The following is a 20,290-nucleotide window of genomic DNA, read 5'->3' as shown; positions in this document are numbered from 1 at the left end:
GTCGCGGCGCCGCAGGGGCGAGGTCAGGGCCGCGGCGGAGTCGCGGGGCCGCTGCGGCCTTCGTCGAACAGCCACAACATCGCGCGCCGGTACACCTCGCCGATGCTCGCGGCGTGGGTGCCATCGGCCAGCACGCTCAACTCGATCTGCCAGGGCGCGTCCGCGCGCGCGGACCAGGTCGCCGCCCATTCCTTCGCATGCGCCACGCGGGCGGCGGTGTCGCGTGCGCCGCTGGCCACGACCACGCCCAGGTCGCCACGACGATGCGGCGCCGGGCTGCGATACAGCTGATCGCGCGCCGGCGCCGCGGCCGGATTGCTGGCGATCCGGCCCCAGAACAGGTCGGGATCGTGCAACGCCGACCACAGCACGAAATAGCCGCCGCGCGACTGCCCCAGCAGCACGCGCCGCGAGGGATCGGCCCGGTAGCGGCCTTCCACCTCCGGCAGCAGCTGCCCACGGAGGAAGCCGTGGAAGGCCTCGGCCCCGCCCTGGTCGGGTCCGGTGTCGGCGCCGGCCGCGGTGAAATCATGATTGCGCCGGTTGATGGCCGGATCGAAGCCGCCGTAGGCGATGCCGACCACGATCGCCTCGGGCAGGCCTTCGTCGTAGGTCAGGAACAGGTGGGTAGGCGCGAGCAGCGGAAACAGGCTGTCGCCGTCGAGCAGGTACACCACCGGCCAGCGGCGTCCAGGCTCGGCCTCGTAGCCCTCGGGCAGGCGCACGTAGACGTGATGGGTGCGCCCGCTGGCCTCGTCCACCAGCGGGAAGTAGCCGCCGCGCAGCGCGGCGAGATGGTCGAGGGGCGTGGCGGCCGCGCGCTCGGCGTCAGCAGGCGTCGGCGCCTGAGCCCGGGCCTGGGCGCAGCCGAGGCAGGCCGACAGCAGGAGGCAGGCGAGGCGGAGCAGGCGATGGCGGTTCATGGGGCGCGAGTCTAGCGTCCGGGGCGGCGCCGGCAGCGCGTCTGCTATACTACCCCCCACTATCTGCCGAGGCTCGCGGCATGCCCCATTCGCCCGAGGAAAAGAAAAAGGTCCTCGCCCGCATCCGCCGCATCCGCGGCCAGTGCGAGGGCCTGGAGCGCGCGCTGGAGGCCGGCGCGGACTGCGGTCCGGTGCTGCAGCAGATCGCAGCGATCCGCGGCGCGGTCAACGGGCTGATGAGCGAGGTGCTCGAGTCGCACCTGCGCGAGCAGTTCGGGCATGCGGCGCATGACGATGCCGAGCGTGCCGAACGCGTCGCCGAGATGACCGGGCTGATCCGCTCGTACCTGAAATAGACCGGCGCACCGCGCGCCACCCGCATTCCATCCATCCTGCAGGAGCCCCCCATGAAAACCCGTGCCGCCGTCGCCTTCGAAGCGGGCAAGCCGCTGCAGATCGTCGAACTCGACCTCGAAGGGCCGAAGAAGGGCGAAGTGCTGGTGAAGATCACCCACACCGCGCTGTGCCATACCGATGCCTTCACCCTGTCGGGCGAGGATCCCGAGGGCGTGTTCCCGGCCGTGCTGGGCCACGAGGGCGCGGGCATCGTGGTGGAAGTGGGCGAGGGCGTGACCAGCGTGAAGCCGGGCGACCACGTGATCCCGCTGTACACCGCCGAATGCGGCGAGTGCCTGTTCTGCAAGAGCGGCAAGACCAACCTGTGCGTGGCCGTGCGCGCCACCCAGGGCAAGGGCGTGATGCCCGATGGCACCACGCGCTTCTCCTACAACGGCCAGCCGGTCTACCACTACATGGGCTGCTCGACCTTCGCCGAGCACACCGTGGTGGCCGAGGTCTCGCTGGCCAAGGTCAACCCCGACGCCAACCCCGAGCACACCTGCCTGCTGGGCTGCGGCGTGACGACCGGCATCGGCGCGGTGCACAACACCGCCAAGGTGCAGGCGGGCGATTCGGTGGCGGTGTTCGGCCTCGGCGCGATCGGCCTGGCCGTGATCCAGGGTGCCAAGCAGGCCAAGGCCGGGCGCATCATCGCCATCGACACCAATCCGGACAAGTTCGCGCTGGCCACGCAGATGGGCGCGACCGAATGCGTGAACCCGAAGGACCACGACCGCCCGATCCAGCAGGTGATCGTGGAGATGACCGGCTGGGGCGTGGACCACAGCTTCGAGTGCATCGGCAATGTCGAGGTGATGCGCGCGGCGCTGGAATGCGCGCACCGCGGCTGGGGCCAGAGCGTGATCATCGGCGTGGCCGGCGCGGGCAAGGAGATCAGCACCCGTCCGTTCCAGCTGGTCACCGGCCGCAAGTGGATGGGCACCGCCTTCGGCGGTGTGAAGGGCCGCAGCCAGCTGCCGGGCATGGTCGAGGACGCGATGAAGGGCGAGATCCAGCTGGCGCCGTTCGTGACCCACACCCTGCCGCTGGAACGCATCAACGAGGCCTTCGACCTGATGCACGAGGGCAAGTCGATCCGCGCCGTCATCCGCTACTGAGGCAGGCACGCATGCACGCCACCGGCGAACACCCGCACGCGGCCGGCCGTGGCCGCGTCGCGCTGGTGGCCGGTGCCAGCGGCCTGGTCGGGCGCGCGCTGCTGGCGCGCCTGTGCGCCGATCCCGGCGTCGCCTGCGTGCATGCGCTGGTGCGCCGGCCGCTCGACGAGGCGGCGCCGACGCTGCGCGTGCACGTGGTCGACTTCGCGCGCCTTCCAGCGCTTCCGCCTGCCGATGAGACCTATCTCGCGCTCGGCACCACCATCGCCGTCGCGGGCAGTCGCGAGGCGTTCCGCGCGGTCGACGTCGACGCCAACCTCGCAGTGGCGCGCGCCGCGCTCGCGGCAGGCACCCGCCGCGTCGGCGTGATCAGCGCGATGGGCGCGGACGCACGTTCGCGCGTGTTCTACAGCCGCAGCAAGGGCGAGCTGGAGGACGCGCTGTCGGCCCTGCCGTTGGACGCACTGGTGATCGCGCGGCCGTCGCTGCTGCTGGGCGACCGCGCCACGCTTGGACAGCCGCACCGTCGCGGCGAGCACCTGGCCGCCATCGCCGACCGCTGGCTGCGGCCGCTGCTGCCGGCGCGCCTGCGCGGCATCGCGGCCAAGGATGTCGCCGCCGCGCTCGCGGACGCGCTGCCGCAGGCGGCCGGCCGCGTGGTGCTCGAGTCGGCCCGCATGCAAGGTGCCGCCGCGGCTTAGGTGCGGCATCCCCACTCATCCAGAAAAATCCGGAGGACCCCATGGAACGTATCGAACACCGCGCCTGCTTCGGCGGCTGGCAGGACGTCTACCGCCACCGCTCCGAAGTGCTCGGCTGCGACATGACCGTCGGCGTGTACTTCCCGCCGCAGGCCGAAGCCGGCCCCTGCCCGGTGCTGTACTGGCTCTCGGGCCTCACCTGCACCGAGCAGAACTTCATCACCAAGGCCGGCGCGCAGCGCTATGCCGCCGAGCACGGCATCATCCTGGTCGCGCCCGACACCAGCCCGCGCGGCGAGGACGTGGCCGATGCCGAGGGCTACGACCTGGGCAAGGGCGCGGGCTTCTACCTCAACGCCACGCGCGAGCCGTGGGCGAAGCATTACCGCATGTACGACTACATCGTCGAGGAACTGCCGGCCTGGGTGGAAGCCGATCCCGCCGCCAGCGACCGTCGCGCGATCAGCGGCCACTCGATGGGCGGCCATGGCGCACTGACCATCGCGCTGAAGAATCCGGGCCGCTACCGCAGCGTGTCGGCGTTCGCGCCGATCGTCGCGCCGAGCCGGGTGCCCTGGGGCGAGAAGGCCTTCAGCGCCTACCTCGGCGACGATCGCGAGGCCTGGAAGCAGTACGACGCGGTCGAACTGCTGGCCTCGGCGACCGAGCGCCTGCCGCTGCTGGTCGACCAGGGTGGCGGCGACGAATTCCTCGACGGCCAGCTGCGCCCCCAACTGCTGCAGGCGGCCGCCGAGGCCGCCGGACATCCGTTGACCTTGCGCATCCAGCCCGGCTACGACCACAGCTACTACTTCATCGCCAGCTTCATCGGCGAGCACATCGCCCACCACGCCCGGGCGCTGAAGGCCTGACCGGCCCGGCACCCCCTCCCGGCGCCTCAAGCGCGCCCGCCGCCGGCCGTTACCGATGACGTGCACCTCTGGGGAGGGGTTATGCCGGGATCAGAACACCACAACCTTGCCTGCCTGCCGACGCTGCCGGATGCGCCGGTCGCCCTGATCCGGCTCGGACAGGACGGACGGGTCCAGGCGCTCAACCGCGCCGCCGTCGACCTGCTCGACCTGGCCGGTGTCGAGCCGTCCACGCTCTCGAGCGACTGCGTCTGGGGCCTGGCGGCGGAGGACCTGTGCGGCGACGAAGGTGTCTGGGTGGCGCCGGGCGCCGATCCGGCGCGGCGCGTGTGCTACCAGCTCGATCGCGACGGCGGCGGCTGGCTGCTGTCGCTGCCCGATGCGGCCTCCGCGGCGCTGTGGCGCGAGCGCGCGGCGCCCGTGCCGGTGCCGATGGCAGCCCCGCCGACAACGGCACAGGACGAAGAGGGCGAGCGTGCTGCCCGCCTGCTGGCCGTGGTCGGCGAGCGCCTGTCCGCCTGCGACCTGGAACTGGTGCTGGACCCGTCCGACGCAGGGACCTCCGGCGCGCGCCGCCTGGCGGCCGGCTTCGGCAACCTGGCCGAGGCGATCCGCCAGGCCGTGGCCCTGTCGCTGCAGGTGGCGGGCGAGGTGCCCCAGGTGGTGGCCGAGAACGACGAACTGGTGCGCCAGTCGCAAGCCCAGGTGGACGCCCTGGACACCGTGGTCGCCTCCACCCGGCAACTGCTCGCCGGGCTCGACGGCCTGCGCGAGGACCTGCGCACGGTGACCTCGGTGGCCGCCAGCGCCGACGACAGCGCGCGCGAGGGCGCTGCGGCCGCCCGCGCCCTGGCCGAGGCCATGGCGGCGGTGCAGCAGAGTTCGGCGCGCGCCAACGACGTGATCGAGGTGATCGACTCGGTCGCGTTCCAGACCAATATCCTGTCCATCAACGCCAGCATCGAGGCCGCCCACGCCGGCCCGGCGGGACGCGGCTTCGCGGTGGTGGCGACCGAGATCCGGCGCCTGGCCGAGCGCGCTGCCGAAGCCGCGCGCGACGTGCGCCGGATCATCGGCGAGAACAGCGAGGCCCTGGGCGAAGGTGCCGAGACCGCGGCGCGCACCGAGCAGGTGCTGGGCGGCATCGGCGGCCTGCTGGGGCGCGCCAGCGCCGCGATCGAGACCGTGGCCGGCGGCATCGCCCAGCAGGGTGAGGCGATCGCCGACATCGACCGGGCGGTGGGGCAGGTGGTGGCGCTGGGACGCAGCAACCTCGAACATGCGGCCAAGGTCGCCGAACGCAGCGAGGCGCTCGGCGCCGGCGCCGGCACCCTGCACGACTGCGTCGGCCTGTTCCGGCTGCCGCCCGATCCGCTGCGCGAGCCGCGCCACGCGCGCGTGCTGGAGCTGGCGCGCGACACCGCGGCCGCGATCGGCGCCACGTTCGAGCAGGCCCTGGCGCAGCGCTGGATCGACGACGAGGCCCTGTTCTCGCGCGACTACACCGCCCTCGCGGGGGTGGAGCCGGCCAAGTACGAAACCGCCTTCGACGCGCTCTGCGACGAGCTGCTGCCGCCGCTGCAGGAACCGGTCGCCGCCGCGCATCCGTGGATCGTGTTCGCGATCTGCGCCAACCCCGACGGCTACGTGCCGACCCACAACAACCGCTTCTGCCAGCCGCTTACCGGGGACCGCACGCGCGACCTGGTCGGCAACCGCACCAAGCGCATCTTCGGCGATCGCGTCGGGCGCAGCGTCGGCGCGCATACCGATCCCTACCGCCTGCAGGTGTATCGCCGCGACACCGGCCAGATCATGTTCGACCTGTCGGTGCCGGTGTTCGTCGAGGGCCGCCACTGGGGCGGGTTCCGCGTGGGCTATACGCTGGAATAGAACGGCACACGCGGCGGCGCGCACCGGCGTCGTCGGCGCGGCCAGCACCGGGCGCTCGCGGCGGGGCGCGCCACAGGGGAAAAGCCGATGTCGCGAAGCATCACCGCCGGGCGCGCATGCGCCCTGCTCCTGGCCATCGCCATGCCCTGCGCAGGCGCTGCGCATGCACGGGACCACGCCACGGGCGAAGCGCGCAGCGTCGCCGGCGCGCAGGAGTTCCTGCGCCAGATGCTGCCGGGCAACCGCTACGCCTCGACGATGATGTCCGAAATCCTCGAACGCGCCGGGCGCGAGGGACTGCGCGCGCACTTCGAGCCGCTGCCGTCGATCTTCGACGCCGCTTCGCTGGCCGAGTGCCGGTCGCTGCGGCTCGCCGACATCCGTACCACCGATCTGGTGCGCGATCCGGCGACGGGCGGGGCCGCGATCAGCGCACTGGCCGATGGTGAACGACGAGATGGTCGGCAGCCCGGACGGCTTCGACTTCGGCAGCCTCCGTGCGCTGCGCCAGTCCCGGACCCGGGTGCTGCTGCGCTTCGCGGGCGAGCAGCCCGACGCGGTGCTGTACCTGGAAGGTGAGGAGATCGCCGCGCGCGTGCACACGGCCCTCGATTACCTGCGCCGGCACTGCGACGCCAGCGCCGCGACCGGCTTCTAGGCAGCGCCCGGCGCCAGCGCGTAGTCGACCAGCCGGAAGCGGCCGTCGCGGGTCCACGCGTCGCCGGCCACCAGCGCCAGCGGCGCATCGAACATCGGCCCGGCCGATACGCAGGTGTGGAATTCCCCGTTCTCGCCGCAGGCATCCACGCCCGGCGGCAACGCCTGCAGCAGCGCCGCGTCGAAGGCGCGGCCGGCGTAGTCCGCATCGAGCTGCGCGGTATCCACGCAGCACAGCGACGCATGCAGTCCACCCTTCACCATCCCGCGTGCGAGCGCGCGGGTATCGGCGCCGAACAAGGGGGTCTCGATCCGCCAGCCCAGTGCGCCCAGCTGCGCCTCCCGCCAGGCACGGATGTCGGCCAGGAACAGGTCGCCATAGGCCACGGTGTCCAGGCCCGGCCAGCGCGCGGCCGCGCGCTCCAGCGCCTGCGCCAGGACCGCGGTGTAGGTGGCGTTGTCGCTGCCCTCGGGCATCGCCACCTCCAGCAGCGGCAGCCCGGCGGCCCGCGCCTGCGCGCGCAGCACCTTGCCGCGCACGCCCTGCAGCGTGGCGCGGCCATCGTCGGTCGAGACCGTGCTCAGCAGTCCGACCACCGACACGTCCGCGCCCTGGCGCAGCACGTGCAGGCTCCAGGCCGCGTCCTTGCCGCCGCTCCAGGCCAGCAGCAGCGGGCGAATGGCCGTCATCAGGGCTGTCCTACGCGCGGGGACGCGAGTGCACGACGTCGCGCCCGCGCCTGCGGCAGTGCCGGCCGGTCGCGGTATTGCGCATTCCTACAATCCCGCCGCGGCGGTGGCGTGCCAGGGTGCCGGTCCATCTCCCCCTTATCCGCGAACCGACGATGCCGATCAAGCCTGTCCTGGCCCTGCTGCTGGTCCTGGGATCCGCGATGCAGGCGCACGCCGCCGTGCTGCCGCGCGTGCTGGTACTGACGGGCAGCGGGCCGACGATCGAACACGGCCAGCAGTACCCGCCCTGGGTGCACGAGTTCCAGAACGAGGTGGTGGCCGAGATCCTGTCCGGCAGCGTGCAGGTCGACGTCAGCGACGACCTGGCCATGCTCGACGACGCGCGGCTCGCGCCCTATGCGCTGGTGATTTCCAACTCCCTGTTCCTCACCCCCGACCAGGCGCAGCTGGATGCGCTGCGCCGCTTCGTCACCGGCGGCCGGGCGCTGATGACCCTGCACGCGGGCCTGCTCAGCTTCCTCAACGCCGGCTTCTACGAGGAGATGACCGGCGGCATCTTCATCGGCGGCCCGTCGACCGAACCGGAAACGTTCGATGTGCTGACCGCGAACACCGAGTTCTGGTACTACGGCTATGCCTTCCGTCCCGACGCCGTGCACCCGGTGTCCACCGCGGTGGCGGACTTCAGCACCACCGACGAGCTCTACTACTTCCAGCCGCACGATCCCGCGCTGCAGGTCATCGCGCGTGCGCAGAACCATCCGGTGATGTGGGAGCGGCGCTGGGGCGAAGGCCGGGTGATGGGGCTGACCCTCGGCCACGACCGCCGCGCCAAGGACAACCCCGGCTACCGCGCGCTGCTGCGCGAAGGCGTGCGCTGGCTGGTGGGTTATCCGCTGCTGCGGCCCTTGCCCGCGGTGCGCCTGGACGGTTCCCGAGCCCAGATCGGCGGCTTCCTGGACCTTGCGGCGCATGCCCAGGTGCGCGGTGGTGGGCCGCTGGCGTTCGCGGTCGTCGGCAACGACAATCCGGCGCTGGTGACGGCCGCGCTGGACGGGCGCGGCACGATGGACCTGCGGCTTGGAGAAGGATCGGGCAGCGCCCGGCTGCAGCTGCAGGTGCGGGGCCCCCAGGGCCTGGCCACCCGCATGCCGTTGACGCTCGAGGTGGATCGCGAGCGCAGCGGCAATCTCGCGCGCTACCACGGCGTGCGCGCCAGCGTGTCCTCGGTGGAAGCGCGGCGGGATGTCATGGCGCCTGCGCATCTGGTCGACGGCGACCTGGCGACGCGCTGGGCAAGCGCCTCGGTGGATCCGGCCTGGGCGATGCTCGATCTCGGCCGGCAGGCCGAGGTCTCGCGCGTGGTGCTGCACTGGGACGGCGCGTATGCGGCGGCCTTCGAGCTGCAGGTGTCCGACCATCCCGACCGCGGTTGGCGAACGGTCCACGCCCAGACCGACGGCGACGGCGGCCGCGACGAGATCCGGTTCGAGCCGGTGCAGGCCCGCTACCTGCGCGTGTTCGGCCAGCGCCGCGCGCTGCCGCGCTGGGGTTATTCGCTGCACGAGATCGAGGTCTACAATCGCTGAAGACCCCGGCCGCGGCGATGCCCCCGTGCTGCCACCTGACCCCGCCACCTGCCTGCAGTACCTGGAGCGGCCGCCCGGGCCGCGCCTGCAGCGCTACGTGAACTGTTACTGGGCGCTACGCTCGCCGCAGCCGCTGCAGCTGCGCGACCGCACCTTTCCGGACGGCTGCCAGGAAATCATCTTCAACCTCGGCGCCGCGGTGCTGCGCAGCGACGACGGGCACAGCTACTCACGCAATCCGGCCGCGGAGCTGGTGGGCCAGATGACGCGCCCCTACGACGTGCGCGCGGACGGGGAGCAGCTGTACTTTGGGGTGAAGTTCCATCCCCAGGGCTTCGCGGTGTTCACCCGTGAACCGGTCGACGGCCTGTGCGACCAGTCGATCGACCTGCACCTGCTGTTCGGCGCCGCGTTCCAGGAGCTCCATGACCGCATCGCCGGCAGCCGGCGCTTCGTCGATTTCGTACTCGCGATGGAGGCCTGGCTGGGGCGGCGACTGTGCGAGCGGCGTGCGGACAGCACCGCCTACCGCGCGGTCGAAGCCGTGGTGCGCTCGCTGTTCAGCCGCCCCGACGGCAGCGGCCTGGATGCGGCCTGTGCGCAGCTCGGCATCGGTCGACGCCGACTGCAGGGCGCGTTCCGCGAACTGACCGGCCTCAGCCCGCGCCAGCTGCGCGGCATGGTGCGGTTCCAATCCTGCCTCCCGGGTCTCCAGGCCGGTCGGCCCCATGCCGAACTCGCGCTGGCCTGCGGCTACTACGACCAGGCCCACTTCAACCGCGAGTTCCGCCACTACGCGGGGATGTCGCCGGGCGCGTGGAAGCGCGCCGGCGCGCCGCTCAACCGCTACTTCCTCGATGGCGCCAGCCGCGCCTACCTGTGCAACTACGCGGCCGGCGGGGCCGCACGGATCCCCTGAGCCGCGCTGGATCAGGCGCGCACGTCGCGCAGTTCCCAGGCGCTGCCGGCCAGCAGGCGCATGCGGTGCTTGAACACCGGGCCGGGGAGCGCGGTCTCGGCGACCAGGTCGATGTGCAGGTCGTGCTGGCGTCCTTCCACCTGCGCGGAGGCGTCCACGACGCCAAGCGCGGGATCGACCGAATCGGGATCGTCCTGGGCCGCGCGCCAGCGCTGGAACAGGCCATCACCACGCAGCGCCTCCTGCAGCTCGGCGGCCAGCCCTTCGGCGCCCTGCGAGCGGAAGGCGAATTCGCCCGAGGCGCGGACGCGCTCGGGGTCGGGCAGTCGGATCATGTAGCGGACGGGCATGGACGCATCACTCCTGGCGGATGCGGCCAGACTAGCAGCGCGCGGCGTCGAGGCCGCGTGGCGGTCAGGCGAACTGGTGCGGATCCGCCGCGAAGCCCACGCAGACCGCGCCCTTGCCCACGTTGACCATGCCGGTCGGGCTCATCACCGTTTCGAACATCTCGATGCCGCGATCGGCGCAGGCGCTGCGCAAGGCCTCGTAGCCCGGCATCGCGCGCATCTCCTCGAGTTCGCCGCCATAGCACAGGCACAGCGTGGGCGTGAGCAGGCCGGCCTCGACGCGGCGCGCGGCGAATTCGAACAGCGCGCGCACCGCCGGATCGAAGCCCTTGATCTTGGCCACCGGCCCGGTGTCGCCGCGCCAGCCGCGCAGCACCGGCTTGATGTCGAGCGCGGTGCCCAGCGCGGCGCTGAACAGGCTCACGCTGCGGTCGCCCTTGTGACGCGCGCGGTTGCGGATGTAGTACAGGTCGCGCGGCACCAGGTAGCCGTAGGTATGCAACGCCAGGTGTTCCAGGCGCCCGCGGATGCGGCCGGGGCCTTCCCCGGCGGCGCGCAGCCGCACCGCCTCGACCGGCAGGATGCCCTGCGCGGAGAACAGGTTCTGGGTATCGATCACGCGCAGCGCGAACGGCGTGTTGTGGCCCGCCGCCGCGCGCACCGGCTTGTACTCGTTGAGGATGGCGTAGCTGGCCTGGCGCGCGTTCTCGAAGATCTGGCTGCGCGTGCTGGTGACGGTGATGCAGAACACATGGTCGTAATCGACCACCAGCCGCTGCAGGAACAGGTCGCGGATCTGTTCGACGCTGAAGGGGATCGTCTCGGCGCTGATGCCGCGCTCGGCGATGTGCGCGTGGAGGAAGGCGAGGGTGTCGGCCTCGTCGCGGTAGTCGACCTGCACTTCGTCCCCGATCCGCACCGAGATCGGCAGGATCTCCACGTCGTGGGTCCTGAGGTAGTCGACCGGAAGGTCGCAGGTCGAGTCGACAACGATTCCGATGCGCATTGCGCCTCCCGTGGGGACCGGCCCCGCCACGCGATGGCCGCATTGTGACTCAAGCCCGCGACGCGATGCAGCGGCGAGGCGCGGCGGTGGCGCGTGCCCACGCCGGCACGGCCGGCGCGGGGCGCGCAGGACTCAGTCGACGCGGGCCGGGTAGGCGCGGGGCAGGGCACCGGATTCGGCGGACGGCTCGGCGCGCAGGTAGCGGTCGCGCAGCTCGGTCTGGCGCGAACGCATCGGTATCGCGCGCCCGCCCAGCCAGGTCTGGCGTGCGGTGTGGGCGACATCCAGCGGATCGCCGCTCCACAGCACCAGGTCGGCGGTCTGGCCCACCGCGATGGTGCCCAGCCGGTCGCCGACGCCGAAGGCCTGCGCCGGCACCCGGGTCAGGCCGGCCAGCGCGGCTTCCCACGGCAGGCCGTTGGCCACCGCGTTGCCGGCCAGCTGGCGCACCTTGCGCGCATTGTGCGAGGCATCGCCGGACTGGCTGAAGCCGACCTGCACGCCCGCCGCATGCAGGCGCGCGGCGTTCTCCAGCGTCGCGCCGAGGCGGTCGAAATTGCCCGGCAGGTTGACCAGCGGATCGAGGAACACCGGCACCTGCGCCGAGGCGAGTTCGCCGGCCAGCTTCCAGGCTTCGGCGCCGCCGGAGATGGCCACGCGCACCCGCTGCTTCTGCGCCCAGCGCAGCAGCTGGCGGATGTCGGCGGCACGGTCGACCTCGACCACCACGCGCCCGCCGTGGTCCAGGTAGCGGGCCAGCGTGGCGCGGCCGGCAGGCGTGAGCAGGGCGAAGTTCGAGTCGGTGGGGATCCGGCCACGCGCTTCGTCCACCAGCTGGTCGAGCAGCATCCACTGGCCGGCGCGCGAGGAGCCGCTGAGGTTCGACGCACCCGCGCCGAGTGCGACGAACAGCACCTTGGGGCCGGCCGGATCGGCGCTGCCGTCCAGCCGCACCACCGCGCCCTGGCCGCCGATGATCGAGCCCCCCGACGTGGTGCCGGCGCTCAGCAGGGTGAAGCCGATGCCTTCCACCCGCGCCACCGGCAGCAGGATCGACTCGGGGTTGTAGGCCAGGGTCACGTCGAACTCGGGGCGGACGGTGATGTCCCTGGCGTTCTGGCCCAGCGCCAGCGAGGTGTCGCGGGTCGAGGCTTCGCCCGAGACTTCCTCGATACCGATGCCGGTGATGCCGCCGAAGAAGGCCGGCGTCAGCGGCTGGCCCTGCGCATCGACCACCTGCGCCGAGCCTGCCGCCAGGCCGCTGCCGATCGCGGCGATGCGCCCGCCCTGGACCAGCACGTCGGTGCTGCGCAGCGTGCCGCGTTCGGTCGCGGTGTGCACGGTGGCGTTCCGGATCAGCACGTCCTGCGCGGCTGCCGACAGCGGCAGCACGGCCGCGAGCAGGGCCGCCACCAGGCTTGCTCGCGCGCGACGCGGCGCCGGCCTGGTCGTGTATGCCGGGCGGTTCATCGTGCACCTCCCTGCGCCACCGGCTGGCCGAGCATGAAATCGGTCACCGGCTGCAGCGACGGATCGTTGCGGTCGTAAACACGCGCGCCGTCGATGTACACCTGCTCGGCCTGCGCATAGACGCTGAAAGGATTGCCGCTCCACAGCACCACGTCGGCCATCTTGCCCGGCTCCAGGGTGCCGGTCACATCGTCCACGCCCAGCGACTTCGCCGCGTTCTGGGTGATCCAGCGGATCGCGCGCTCGGGCGCGATCTCGATGCCCACCCGGCGCGCGTTCGCCATCACCTTGGCCGCCTCCTGGTTGAGGCGCTGGATGCCCTCGTCCGAATCCGAGTGCACGATCGCGCAGCCGCCGGGCGCGCGGTCGACGATGGCGATGTTTTCCTGGATGCCGTCGAAGGCTTCCATCTTGAAGCCCCACCAGTCGGCCCACAGCGCGCCGCAGACGCCGTCGGCGGCGAGGCGGTCGGCCAGCTTGTAGGCCTCCACGCCGTGGTGGAAGGCCGCGACCTTGAAGTCGAATTCCCTGGCCAGGTCGAGCATCTGCGCCATCTCGTCGGCGCGGTAGCAATGGATGTGCACCAGGATGTCGCCGGCCATCGCGCCGGCCAGTGTCTCCAGCTTGAGGTCGCGCTTGCCCGGCTCCTTGCCGCCGCGCTTCTTCGCGTACTCCTGCGCATCGATGAAGGCGGCGCGGTAGCCGGCCACGTTGCCCATGCGCGTGGACGGGCCGCCCTTCTGGCCGTAGACGCGCTTGGGGTTCTCGCCGCAGGCCATCTTCAGCCCGTGCGGCGCATCGGGGAACTTCATGCCCTGCGCGGTGGTGGCGGCCACGTTCTTGAGCGTCACGCCGCGCCCGCCGACCAGGTTGGCCGAGCCGGGCAGGATCTGCAGCGCGGTCACGCCGCCGGCCAGGGCCGCGCCGAAGCCCGGATCCTGCGGCCACACCGAGTGCTCGGCCCAGACCTGGGCGGTGACCGGCGCGGTCGCCTCGTTGCCGTCGCTGTGCGCGCTGGCGCCGGGGCTGGGGTAGACGCCCAGGTGCGAGTGCACGTCGATCAGCCCGGGCGTGACCCACTTGCCGCTGCCGTCCACGCGCACCGCGTTGGCGCCGGCCGACAGGCCGCTGCCCACTTGCGCCACCTTGCCGTCCTGCAGCAGCACGTCGGCGTTGTCCAGGCGGCGGCCGTCGCCGGTGAGCACGGTGGCGCCGCTGATCAGCACCGGCGCGGATGCGATCGCGCGATAGGTGCTGGCGTAGGCGTCGCCATCGTCCGCGGCCGCGGACGGCGGCGGTGCGTCGGCGGGGCCGGTGCTTGCGCAGCCGGCGAGCAGGGCCGCGCACAGCGCAGCGGTCAGGGGTCGGAGCATGGCGGCCTCGCGGGATGGATCGCGCGACGGTAACCGGTCGCCGTGATCGCGCCAAGCGGCCGAAAGTCATGCCGCGTGACACAATGCCGCGCAGGAGGACCATCGATGAAGGACAAGCAAGACATCGTCGCCAACTGGCTGCCGCGCTATACCGGCGTGCCGCTGGCGGACTTCGGCCAGCACATCCTGCTGACCAATTTCGGCGGCTACCTCGGCCACTTCAGCCGCATGACCGGCGCGCCCGTGGTCGGGCTCGACCGGCCCATGCCCAGCGCCACCGCCGACGGCATCACCATGATCAACTTCGGCATGGGCAGCCCCAACGCGGCGACCATGATGGACCTGCTGTCGGCAATCGGTCCGAAGGCGGTGCTGTTCCTGGGCAAGTGCGGCGGGCTCAAGCGCAAGAACCTGCTCGGCGACCTGGTGCTGCCGATCGCCGCGATCCGCGGCGAGGGCACGTCCAACGACTACCTGCTGCCCGAAGTCCCGGCGCTGCCGGCCTTCGCCCTGCAGCGCGCGGTCTCGACCATGATCCGCGACCTGGGCCACGACTACTGGACCGGCACGGTATTCACCACAAACCGGCGGGTCTGGGAGCACGACGACGCGTTCAAGGAGCGCCTGCGCGCGATGCGCTGCATGGCCATCGACATGGAAACGGCGACGATCTTCGCCGCCGGCTTCGCCAACCGCATCCCGTCCGGGGCGCTGCTGCTGGTGAGCGACCAGCCGATGATCCCCGAAGGGGTCAAGACCGAAGCCTCGGACGCGAAGGTGAGCGCGGAATTCGTCGAGCGCCACATCCAGATCGGCATCGAGGCGCTGCGCCTGATCCGCCGCCACGGCAAGTCGGTGCGCCACCTGCGCTTCGACGAGTAGCGCCGACGCCTGGCGCGGGCGCGGGGTATGCTGCCGGATCACTTCGACGCGCAGGAAAGCCCATGGCCATCCGGACCTGCAGCGCAAGCTGCCGTTGCGACCACTGGCGGCAGCAAGCCTCCGCAGCCATGAAGGCGTGCGCGTGACCGCGCCCGTGCCCACGCCCGCCGCCGTCATCGCGTTCTGGCGCGAGGCCGGATACGCCAGCTGGTTCCAGGGCGGGCCTGAGTTCGACGCCGCCTGCCGCGCGAACTTCCTGGACGCGCACTTCGCCGCCGCGCGCCGCGAGTACGAGCACTGGATGGACAGCGCCGACGGCGCGCTGGCGCTGCTGATCCTGCTCGACCAGATCCCGCGCAACGTCTTCCGCGGCAGCGGCCACGCCTTCGCCACCGATCCGCTGGCGCTGCACTACGCGCGCCGCATGGTGGACGCAGGGCTGGATGCGCAGGTCGACGAGGACCTGCGCGCCTTCGTCTACCTGCCGTTCGAGCATTCGGAGGACATGGCCGACCAGCAGCGTTCGGTCGACCTGTTCGAGAAACTGGGCAACCCGGGCTATGCGCGCTACGCGCAGGCCCACCTGGAGGTGATCGAACGCTTCGGCCGCTTCCCGCACCGCAACCGCGCGCTCGGGCGCGACAGCACGCCGGAGGAGCAGGCCTGGCTCGAGGCAGGCGGCGGATTCTGACCCGGCCGCGCGCCCGTCCCCGGGCGCGCGACGAGAAGCGCGACTCAGTACTTCGGGATCGACGCGTCGACCGTGTCGGACCAGGCGGCGATGCCGCCGGCGACGTTGTGCACGTTGCGGTATCCCTGCAGGCGGAACTCCTCGGCGGCGCGGCCGCTGCGGCCGCCGCCGTGGCACAGGAACGCGATCGCGGCATCCTTCGGCAAGGCTTCGATGGCGCCGGGGCCGTCGTCGAGCGTCAGGAACGGCAGCGACACCGAGGCGATCGCGCGTTCCTCCGGCGGACGCACGTCGACCAGGGTCATCTCGCCGGCGCGCACACGCGCGGCGACTTCGCCCGGGCTGGTCTGCGACACCGGCGGCGGCGCGTTGGGGTTCTCGATCACCAGGCCCTTGCCGCGCATGTCGTCGGCGAAATCGATGCGCAGGCCTTCGGCGCGGCGCGCCCCGGCGAGGTCGAACTGCACGCGCACGCCCTCGACCTCGCTCGACACCGCATCCGCGTCGGCCGGGCCGAGGTTCAGGCGGGTGCGGAAGTTGCGGTCCACGTCCACCTGCAGCACCACTTCGCCGCCGGCGTCGTCGATCGCCTGTCGGATCATCGCCAGCGCCGCCGGGGTGATCGTGATCGCGGGCGGTGTGCGGTCGGGCGCGGGCAGGCCCAGCGCGGTGTGCAGTTCGCCGCTGTTGACCATCTGCGCGATGATGTCGCTGCCGCCCACCAGTTCGCCGTCGATGTACAGCTGGGGGATGGTCGGCCAGTCGCCATAGGCCTTGATGCCTTCGCGGATCTCGCCGTCGGCCAGCACGTTCACATGCGCGTAGTCGGCGCCCAGCGCATCCAGCGCCGACACCGCCTTGGCCGAGAATCCGCACTGCGGTGCGGCCGGCACGCCCTTCATGAACAGCACGGCGCGGTTGGCCTGCAACAGTGCATCGATGCGGGCGCGCAGGGCGGGGTCGAGGGACATGGCGGCGATCCTTGGAGCGGGCCGCCCATGGTACCGCGATCGCCGTGGTGCCGGCCGCAACGGGCTGTTGCAGGCCGCAGCGATGGCATCATGCGGCGCATGGAAACCCGCCATCGTCCGCCGCGCCGCCCGCATGCCTGGCTGCCCCTGCTGCTGCTCTCGCAGCTGCTGGTGGCCTGGGCCTGGTGGCACTGGGGCTGGGCGATCGGGCTGCCGCTGATGCTGGCCAGCCACGCGCTGGCCTGGTGGGGCGTGCTGGCGCCGAATTCGGCCCTGTACGGCCCGGTGGTGTCGCGGCTGCGGACGCAGGCGCGCGAGGTCTGGCTGACCATCGACGATGGCCCCTCCGACGACACCGCCGCGGTCCTGGACCTGCTGGACGCGCACCACGCGAAGGCGACCTTCTTCCTGGTCGGCGGGCGGGCGGCCGCGCGTCCGGACCTGGTGCGCGAGATCGCGCGCCGCGGCCACGGCATCGGCAACCACAGCGCGACCCATCCGCAGGCACGGTTCTGGGCGCTGGGTCCGGCGCCGATGCGCCGCGAGATCGAGGATGCGCAGCGGCAGCTCACCGCGATCGCCGGCCGCGCGCCCCGCTGGTTCCGGGCGGTGGTGGGGCACGCCAATCCCTTCGTGCACGCGCCGCTGCGCCGTGCAGGACTGGCGCGGGTGGCCTGGAGCGCGCGTGGATACGACGCCGTGCAGCAGGACGTGGCCCGGGTGGTGGCCGCGATCGAGCGCGACCTAGCGCCCGGGGCGATCGTGCTGCTGCACGAAGGCGCGCCACATGGCCGCAGCGTGGAGATGATCGGCGCGCTGCTGCAGCGGCTCGACGCGCTGGGCTATCGTGCGGTGCTGCCGGACCTGGTCCTGGACAACAGCGCAGCCGAAGCCGCGCCGGGCTGAGGCCTGGGACGGGAATTGCCGCCTGGTGGCCCCGGCCAGCGGCGCGGGGCGAGCCTGTGGGCTTAGTCCTTCCGCGCCACCACCAGCCAGTTGTTGAAAGGCGTGTTGCCGAACCAGGGCCGGATGTCTACCGCCAGGCCGGCAGCGTCGAAGCGCGCGCGCAGTTCGTCCACGGTGGGGTAGTGCTTGGGGCGATCGGGCATCCACCCGGTCAGCGCGGCGAAGCGGTCGCCGGCGCGGGTCCGGCGGATGCGCGCGCCGCCATCGTCCAGCGCGGCGCGCATCACCAGCATCGCGCCCGGCGCCAGCATCGCGATCGCGGCATCGAGCAGCGTCGCCTGCTGCGCGCGGGTGAGGAACTGCAGCACGTCCAGGATCGCGACGCTGCCCGAATGCGGTGGATAGCCGTGCGCCAGGTCCACCACCTCGAAGCGCGCGTCGGCCAGCCCGGACTGCGCTGCGATGCGACGCGCGCGTTCGATCTTCGGCGCGTCGATGTCCACGCCCACATAGGGCATCGCCTGGCCGTCCACGCGCAGCGCATGCGCCAGCAGGCCCAGGCCGCAGCCGAGGTCGAGCAGCGGCGCGTCGCAGCCGCGCAACGCGTCGAGCACGCCCGGGTACAGCGGGTCGGTGCGCAGCTTGATCAGGGTGTAGTAATAGTCGTAGCGGTTGCCGAGCGGATGCGCCGGCAGGAACGCGCGCGCAATTCCCTTTGCGGAGGCCGCATCGAGCGGCCGCAGTGTCTGTTCAGTCATCCGCGGACAGTAACCGACGCGCGACCGGCAGCGCCAGCCGGGTCCACTGCGCATGCATCGCCGACGATGGATGCAGGCCATCGGCGGCCAGCATCGCAGGCTGGGCGCCGCGCGCGCGGCTGACCGCGGTGATGTCGACGAAGGCCACGTCGCGCGCCGCGCATGTCTCCCGGGCGGCCTCGTTGTAGGCGTCGAGTTCGCGCGCGATGGCGATCAGGTCGCGCCCGCTGTCCCGCGCGAATGGGGTCACGCCCCAGTCCGGGATCGACAGCACCAGCACGCGGCCGGGGCGCCCCCCGGCGAAACCGGTCGCGCGCAGCAGCAGGGCGTCGAACTGCGCGCGGTATTCGTCCACCCCGCGCCGGCGGTACTGGTTGTTGACCCCGATCAGCAGGCTCACGAAGTCGAAGCGGCCCAGGGGCTCGGCCGCGTCGATCGCCGCCGACAGCTCGTCCGTGGTCCAGCCGGTGGTGGCGATGATCCTGGGATCGCCCAGCGCCAGGCCCTCCTCGCGCAGGCCACGCGCCAGCTGCACCGGCCAGCGTGCCGAGGCCTCGATGCCTTCGCCGATCGTGTAGCTGTCGCCAAGCGCCAGGTAGCGCAGGGTCGCCGTGTGCGTATCCATGACGATGTCATCCTCAGTCTGTCTCTGCCGGCGATCAGGACCATCGCCGCTGTCCGCGCGGGTCCGGTTTCGCACGCCCGTGCGCCTGACGCGCTTGCGCGGGCCCGAGCTCGAAGCGGACGGTCGAAGGTGATCGCCAGACGCAACCCGGCGCGCAGCCTGATCCAGCGCGCAGTCCGGAATCACCGCGGCCTCAGGCCGCCGGCCGCGCCTTCTTCTTCAGCGGCACCACCTTGCGGTTGGCCAGCGCTCGCCGCTCCAGCACGCGATCGATGCGCGCGAACACTTCCACCACCATCTCCGGCTGCGGCAGCAGGGTGACGCGGAAGTGGTTGCGGTAGGGCACGTTGAAGCTGGTGCCGGGCACGATCAGCACGTCCTCGGTCTCCATCAGCTCCAGCGCGAAGCCGTGGTCGTCGAAGCCCTTGGCCGCATCGCCCACCACGCCCGGAAACGCGTACAGCGCGCCGGCCGGGGCGATCAGCTCGAGGTGTTCGCTGGCGGCACAGGCCTCGATCACCGCGCGTCGCGCCTCGTGCAGGCGGCCTCCCGGCGTGCACAGCGGGGTGATGGTGTCGGCACCGGTCAGCGCGGCCTCGATCGCGAACTGCCCGGGCACGTTCGCGCACAGGCGCAGGGCCCCCAGCAGGTCCATGGCATGACGGAACGCGGTGCTGCGCGCCGGGTCGCCGGACAGCACGGCCCAGCCCACGCGCCAGCCGCAGGCGCGATGCACCTTGCTCAGGCCGCCGAAAGACAGGCAGGGCACATCGCCCGCCAGCGGCGCGACCGGCTCGAAGCGCGCACCGTCGTAGAGGATGCTGTCGTAGATCTCGTCGCAGAGCAGCAGCAGGTTGTGCCGGGCCGCGATCGCGACGATGCGCTCGAGCAGCTCGCGCGGATAGTTGGTGCCGGTGGGGTTGTTCGGGTTGATCAGCACGATCGCGCGGGTGCGCGCCGACACCAGTGCCTCCATCTCCACCGGGTCGGGCAGGAAACCGTTGCCGGCATGGCACTGGTAGAACACCGGCCGCCCGTCGTTGAGGATGGTGGCGGCCGACCACAGCGGATAGTCCGGCGAAGGTACGAGCACCTCGTCGCCGGGGTTGAGCAGGGCGCGCAGCGAGATGTCGATCAGCTCGCTCACGCCGTTGCCCACGAACACCCGGTCGGCCGAGGCGTACGGCGTGCCGCGTGCAACGTGGTGCGCGGCGATCGCCTCGCGCGCCTCCGGCAGGCCCTGCTGGTGGGTATAGGGATCGGTCCGGTGGATATGGTCGGCGATCGCGCGCTGCAGGTGCTCGGGCGCACGGAACCCGAACGCGCCGGGGTTGCCGATGTTGAGCTTGATCAGGCTGCGGCCCTGGCCCTCGAGCTCGCGCGCCCGCCGGGCGAGTTCGCCGCGGATCTCGTACCGGACTTCGGACAGGCGTTCGCGGGTGGGCAGCGGGGCGTGCATGGCGGCGGATCCGGGGGGCTTTGCAGATGCTAGCT

22 protein-coding genes are annotated in these 20,290 nt (G+C 72.0%); 11 read left to right on the top strand and 11 right to left on the bottom strand.

Annotated elements, in window-relative coordinates; translation table 11 throughout:
* Positions 1–23: 23 nt before the first annotated feature.
* Positions 24–923 (bottom strand): alpha/beta hydrolase, encoded by a 900-nt coding sequence (locus ACQYVW_RS06970; protein ID WP_434935641.1) that lies wholly within the window; start codon positions 921–923, stop codon positions 24–26.
* Between the two features lie 80 nt (positions 924–1,003).
* Here ACQYVW_RS06970 and ACQYVW_RS06965 point away from each other — a divergent pair, with 80 nt between their 5' ends.
* The 5 genes from ACQYVW_RS06965 to ACQYVW_RS06945 all read left to right on the top strand — a co-directional run bounded on the left by ACQYVW_RS06965 (position 1,004) and on the right by ACQYVW_RS06945 (position 5,906).
* Positions 1,004–1,279, top strand: coding sequence for a metal/formaldehyde-sensitive transcriptional repressor (locus ACQYVW_RS06965; protein WP_434935643.1), 276 nt, complete (start codon positions 1,004–1,006; stop codon positions 1,277–1,279).
* A gap of 51 nt (positions 1,280–1,330) precedes the next feature.
* Positions 1,331–2,440 (top strand): S-(hydroxymethyl)glutathione dehydrogenase/class III alcohol dehydrogenase, encoded by a 1,110-nt coding sequence (locus tag ACQYVW_RS06960; RefSeq protein WP_434946475.1) that lies wholly within the window; start codon positions 1,331–1,333, stop codon positions 2,438–2,440.
* Between the two features lie 11 nt (positions 2,441–2,451).
* A complete protein-coding gene (locus ACQYVW_RS06955) occupies positions 2,452–3,141 on the top strand; it encodes an NAD(P)H-binding protein (protein ID WP_434946474.1) in 690 nt (229 codons plus the stop codon).
* A gap of 41 nt (positions 3,142–3,182) precedes the next feature.
* On the top strand, positions 3,183–4,013 hold the full coding sequence (gene fghA / locus ACQYVW_RS06950; protein ID WP_434946473.1) for an S-formylglutathione hydrolase: 831 nt from the start codon (positions 3,183–3,185) through the stop codon (positions 4,011–4,013).
* An 81-nt stretch (positions 4,014–4,094) separates the two neighbouring features.
* Positions 4,095–5,906 carry a methyl-accepting chemotaxis protein gene (locus ACQYVW_RS06945; protein ID WP_434946472.1) on the top strand — a complete coding sequence of 604 codons (1,812 nt, stop codon included), beginning with the start codon at positions 4,095–4,097 and terminating at the stop codon, positions 5,904–5,906.
* 245 nt (positions 5,907–6,151) lie between these two features.
* Here ACQYVW_RS06945 and ACQYVW_RS06940 read toward each other — a convergent pair whose 3' ends face one another.
* A complete protein-coding gene (locus tag ACQYVW_RS06940) occupies positions 6,152–6,286 on the bottom strand; it encodes a hypothetical protein (protein WP_434946471.1) in 135 nt (44 codons plus the stop codon).
* A gap of 62 nt (positions 6,287–6,348) precedes the next feature.
* On the opposite strand from ACQYVW_RS06940, the gene ACQYVW_RS06935 reads away from it, so the two are divergent.
* A complete protein-coding gene (locus tag ACQYVW_RS06935) occupies positions 6,349–6,564 on the top strand; it encodes a hypothetical protein (protein ID WP_434946470.1) in 216 nt (71 codons plus the stop codon).
* Here ACQYVW_RS06935 and ACQYVW_RS06930 read toward each other — a convergent pair.
* On the bottom strand, positions 6,561–7,253 hold the full coding sequence (locus tag ACQYVW_RS06930; RefSeq protein ID WP_434946469.1) for a Dph6-related ATP pyrophosphatase: 693 nt from the start codon (positions 7,251–7,253) through the stop codon (positions 6,561–6,563). The genes ACQYVW_RS06935 and ACQYVW_RS06930 overlap by 4 nt on opposite strands.
* Positions 7,254–7,408: 155 nt before the next feature.
* Here ACQYVW_RS06930 and ACQYVW_RS06925 point away from each other — a divergent pair, with 155 nt between their 5' ends.
* Positions 7,409–8,845, top strand: coding sequence for a ThuA domain-containing protein (locus ACQYVW_RS06925; protein ID WP_434934811.1), 1,437 nt, complete (start codon positions 7,409–7,411; stop codon positions 8,843–8,845).
* A gap of 25 nt (positions 8,846–8,870) precedes the next feature.
* Positions 8,871–9,764, top strand: a complete 894-nt coding sequence (locus tag ACQYVW_RS06920) for a DUF6597 domain-containing transcriptional factor (protein ID WP_434934810.1) — start codon at positions 8,871–8,873, stop codon at positions 9,762–9,764.
* A gap of 11 nt (positions 9,765–9,775) precedes the next feature.
* Here ACQYVW_RS06920 and ACQYVW_RS06915 read toward each other — a convergent pair whose 3' ends face one another.
* The 4 genes from ACQYVW_RS06915 to ACQYVW_RS06900 all read right to left on the bottom strand — a co-directional run bounded on the left by ACQYVW_RS06915 (position 9,776) and on the right by ACQYVW_RS06900 (position 13,963).
* Positions 9,776–10,114 carry a hypothetical protein gene (locus ACQYVW_RS06915; RefSeq protein WP_434934808.1) on the bottom strand — a complete coding sequence of 113 codons (339 nt, stop codon included), beginning with the start codon at positions 10,112–10,114 and terminating at the stop codon, positions 9,776–9,778.
* Positions 10,115–10,178: 64 nt separating this feature from the next.
* Positions 10,179–11,120 (bottom strand): DegV family protein, encoded by a 942-nt coding sequence (locus ACQYVW_RS06910; protein WP_434946468.1) that lies wholly within the window; start codon positions 11,118–11,120, stop codon positions 10,179–10,181.
* 132 nt (positions 11,121–11,252) lie between these two features.
* Positions 11,253–12,590 carry an amidohydrolase family protein gene (locus ACQYVW_RS06905; RefSeq protein WP_434946467.1) on the bottom strand — a complete coding sequence of 446 codons (1,338 nt, stop codon included), beginning with the start codon at positions 12,588–12,590 and terminating at the stop codon, positions 11,253–11,255.
* Positions 12,587–13,963, bottom strand: coding sequence for an amidohydrolase (locus tag ACQYVW_RS06900; RefSeq protein ID WP_434946466.1), 1,377 nt, complete (start codon positions 13,961–13,963; stop codon positions 12,587–12,589). The genes ACQYVW_RS06905 and ACQYVW_RS06900 overlap by 4 nt, the downstream gene beginning before the upstream one ends.
* A gap of 105 nt (positions 13,964–14,068) precedes the next feature.
* On the opposite strand from ACQYVW_RS06900, the gene ACQYVW_RS06895 reads away from it, so the two are divergent.
* Together ACQYVW_RS06895 and ACQYVW_RS06890 are read left to right on the top strand one after the other, a co-directional pair.
* Positions 14,069–14,845: an AMP nucleosidase gene (locus tag ACQYVW_RS06895; protein WP_434934800.1), complete on the top strand. Its 777-nt coding sequence runs from the start codon at positions 14,069–14,071 to the stop codon at positions 14,843–14,845.
* A 154-nt stretch (positions 14,846–14,999) separates the two neighbouring features.
* Positions 15,000–15,536, top strand: coding sequence for a DUF924 family protein (locus ACQYVW_RS06890; protein WP_434946860.1), 537 nt, complete (start codon positions 15,000–15,002; stop codon positions 15,534–15,536).
* Between the two features lie 44 nt (positions 15,537–15,580).
* Here ACQYVW_RS06890 and grxD read toward each other — a convergent pair whose 3' ends face one another.
* Complete coding sequence (gene grxD, locus ACQYVW_RS06885) at positions 15,581–16,507, bottom strand: Grx4 family monothiol glutaredoxin (protein ID WP_434934794.1); 927 nt, start codon at positions 16,505–16,507, stop codon at positions 15,581–15,583.
* 90 nt (positions 16,508–16,597) lie between these two features.
* On the opposite strand from grxD, the gene ACQYVW_RS06880 reads away from it, so the two are divergent.
* Positions 16,598–17,413: a polysaccharide deacetylase family protein gene (locus ACQYVW_RS06880; RefSeq protein WP_434946465.1), complete on the top strand. Its 816-nt coding sequence runs from the start codon at positions 16,598–16,600 to the stop codon at positions 17,411–17,413.
* Positions 17,414–17,475: 62 nt separating this feature from the next.
* On the opposite strand, the gene ACQYVW_RS06875 is transcribed toward ACQYVW_RS06880, so the two are convergent.
* The 3 genes from ACQYVW_RS06875 to ACQYVW_RS06865 all read right to left on the bottom strand — a co-directional run bounded on the left by ACQYVW_RS06875 (position 17,476) and on the right by ACQYVW_RS06865 (position 20,255).
* The gene (locus tag ACQYVW_RS06875; RefSeq protein WP_434934791.1) at positions 17,476–18,171 is read right to left on the bottom strand and encodes a methyltransferase domain-containing protein; all 696 of its coding nucleotides are present in this window, start codon (positions 18,169–18,171) and stop codon (positions 17,476–17,478) included.
* Positions 18,164–18,796, bottom strand: a complete 633-nt coding sequence (locus ACQYVW_RS06870) for an SGNH/GDSL hydrolase family protein (protein ID WP_434934789.1) — start codon at positions 18,794–18,796, stop codon at positions 18,164–18,166. Before ACQYVW_RS06870 ends, ACQYVW_RS06875 begins: the two co-directional genes overlap by 8 nt.
* A 193-nt stretch (positions 18,797–18,989) precedes the next feature.
* Entirely contained in the window at positions 18,990–20,255 is a 1,266-nt protein-coding gene (locus ACQYVW_RS06865) for an aminotransferase class I/II-fold pyridoxal phosphate-dependent enzyme (protein WP_434934787.1), read from the bottom strand.
* Between the last annotated feature and the right edge of the window lie 35 nt (positions 20,256–20,290).

The sequence above is a fragment of the Luteimonas campi genome (assembly GCF_051162505.1).
Lineage (GTDB): Bacteria > Pseudomonadota > Gammaproteobacteria > Xanthomonadales > Xanthomonadaceae > Luteimonas.
The sequence above is the reverse complement of the archived record's forward strand: the minus strand, read 5'-3'. Positions and strand labels throughout refer to the sequence as shown.

Coding starts and splice junctions, on each gene's coding strand:
- ACQYVW_RS06880 (WP_434946465.1), top strand. CDS start 16,598: ATGCGGCGCATGGAAACCCGCCATCGTCCGCCGCGCCGCCCGCATGCC.
- ACQYVW_RS06935 (WP_434946470.1), top strand. CDS start 6,349: ATGGTGAACGACGAGATGGTCGGCAGCCCGGACGGCTTCGACTTCGGC.
- ACQYVW_RS06960 (WP_434946475.1), top strand. CDS start 1,331: ATGAAAACCCGTGCCGCCGTCGCCTTCGAAGCGGGCAAGCCGCTGCAG.
- ACQYVW_RS06930 (WP_434946469.1), bottom strand. CDS start 7,253: ATGACGGCCATTCGCCCGCTGCTGCTGGCCTGGAGCGGCGGCAAGGAC.
- ACQYVW_RS06875 (WP_434934791.1), bottom strand. CDS start 18,171: ATGACTGAACAGACACTGCGGCCGCTCGATGCGGCCTCCGCAAAGGGA.
- ACQYVW_RS06915 (WP_434934808.1), bottom strand. CDS start 10,114: ATGCCCGTCCGCTACATGATCCGACTGCCCGACCCCGAGCGCGTCCGC.
- ACQYVW_RS06905 (WP_434946467.1), bottom strand. CDS start 12,590: ATGAACCGCCCGGCATACACGACCAGGCCGGCGCCGCGTCGCGCGCGA.
- ACQYVW_RS06870 (WP_434934789.1), bottom strand. CDS start 18,796: ATGGATACGCACACGGCGACCCTGCGCTACCTGGCGCTTGGCGACAGC.
- fghA (WP_434946473.1), top strand. CDS start 3,183: ATGGAACGTATCGAACACCGCGCCTGCTTCGGCGGCTGGCAGGACGTC.
- grxD (WP_434934794.1), bottom strand. CDS start 16,507: ATGTCCCTCGACCCCGCCCTGCGCGCCCGCATCGATGCACTGTTGCAG.
- ACQYVW_RS06940 (WP_434946471.1), bottom strand. CDS start 6,286: ATGTCGGCGAGCCGCAGCGACCGGCACTCGGCCAGCGAAGCGGCGTCG.
- ACQYVW_RS06970 (WP_434935641.1), bottom strand. CDS start 923: ATGAACCGCCATCGCCTGCTCCGCCTCGCCTGCCTCCTGCTGTCGGCC.
- ACQYVW_RS06910 (WP_434946468.1), bottom strand. CDS start 11,120: ATGCGCATCGGAATCGTTGTCGACTCGACCTGCGACCTTCCGGTCGAC.
- ACQYVW_RS06865 (WP_434934787.1), bottom strand. CDS start 20,255: ATGCACGCCCCGCTGCCCACCCGCGAACGCCTGTCCGAAGTCCGGTAC.
- ACQYVW_RS06945 (WP_434946472.1), top strand. CDS start 4,095: ATGCCGGGATCAGAACACCACAACCTTGCCTGCCTGCCGACGCTGCCG.
- ACQYVW_RS06955 (WP_434946474.1), top strand. CDS start 2,452: ATGCACGCCACCGGCGAACACCCGCACGCGGCCGGCCGTGGCCGCGTC.
- ACQYVW_RS06925 (WP_434934811.1), top strand. CDS start 7,409: ATGCCGATCAAGCCTGTCCTGGCCCTGCTGCTGGTCCTGGGATCCGCG.
- ACQYVW_RS06895 (WP_434934800.1), top strand. CDS start 14,069: ATGAAGGACAAGCAAGACATCGTCGCCAACTGGCTGCCGCGCTATACC.
- ACQYVW_RS06900 (WP_434946466.1), bottom strand. CDS start 13,963: ATGCTCCGACCCCTGACCGCTGCGCTGTGCGCGGCCCTGCTCGCCGGC.
- ACQYVW_RS06965 (WP_434935643.1), top strand. CDS start 1,004: ATGCCCCATTCGCCCGAGGAAAAGAAAAAGGTCCTCGCCCGCATCCGC.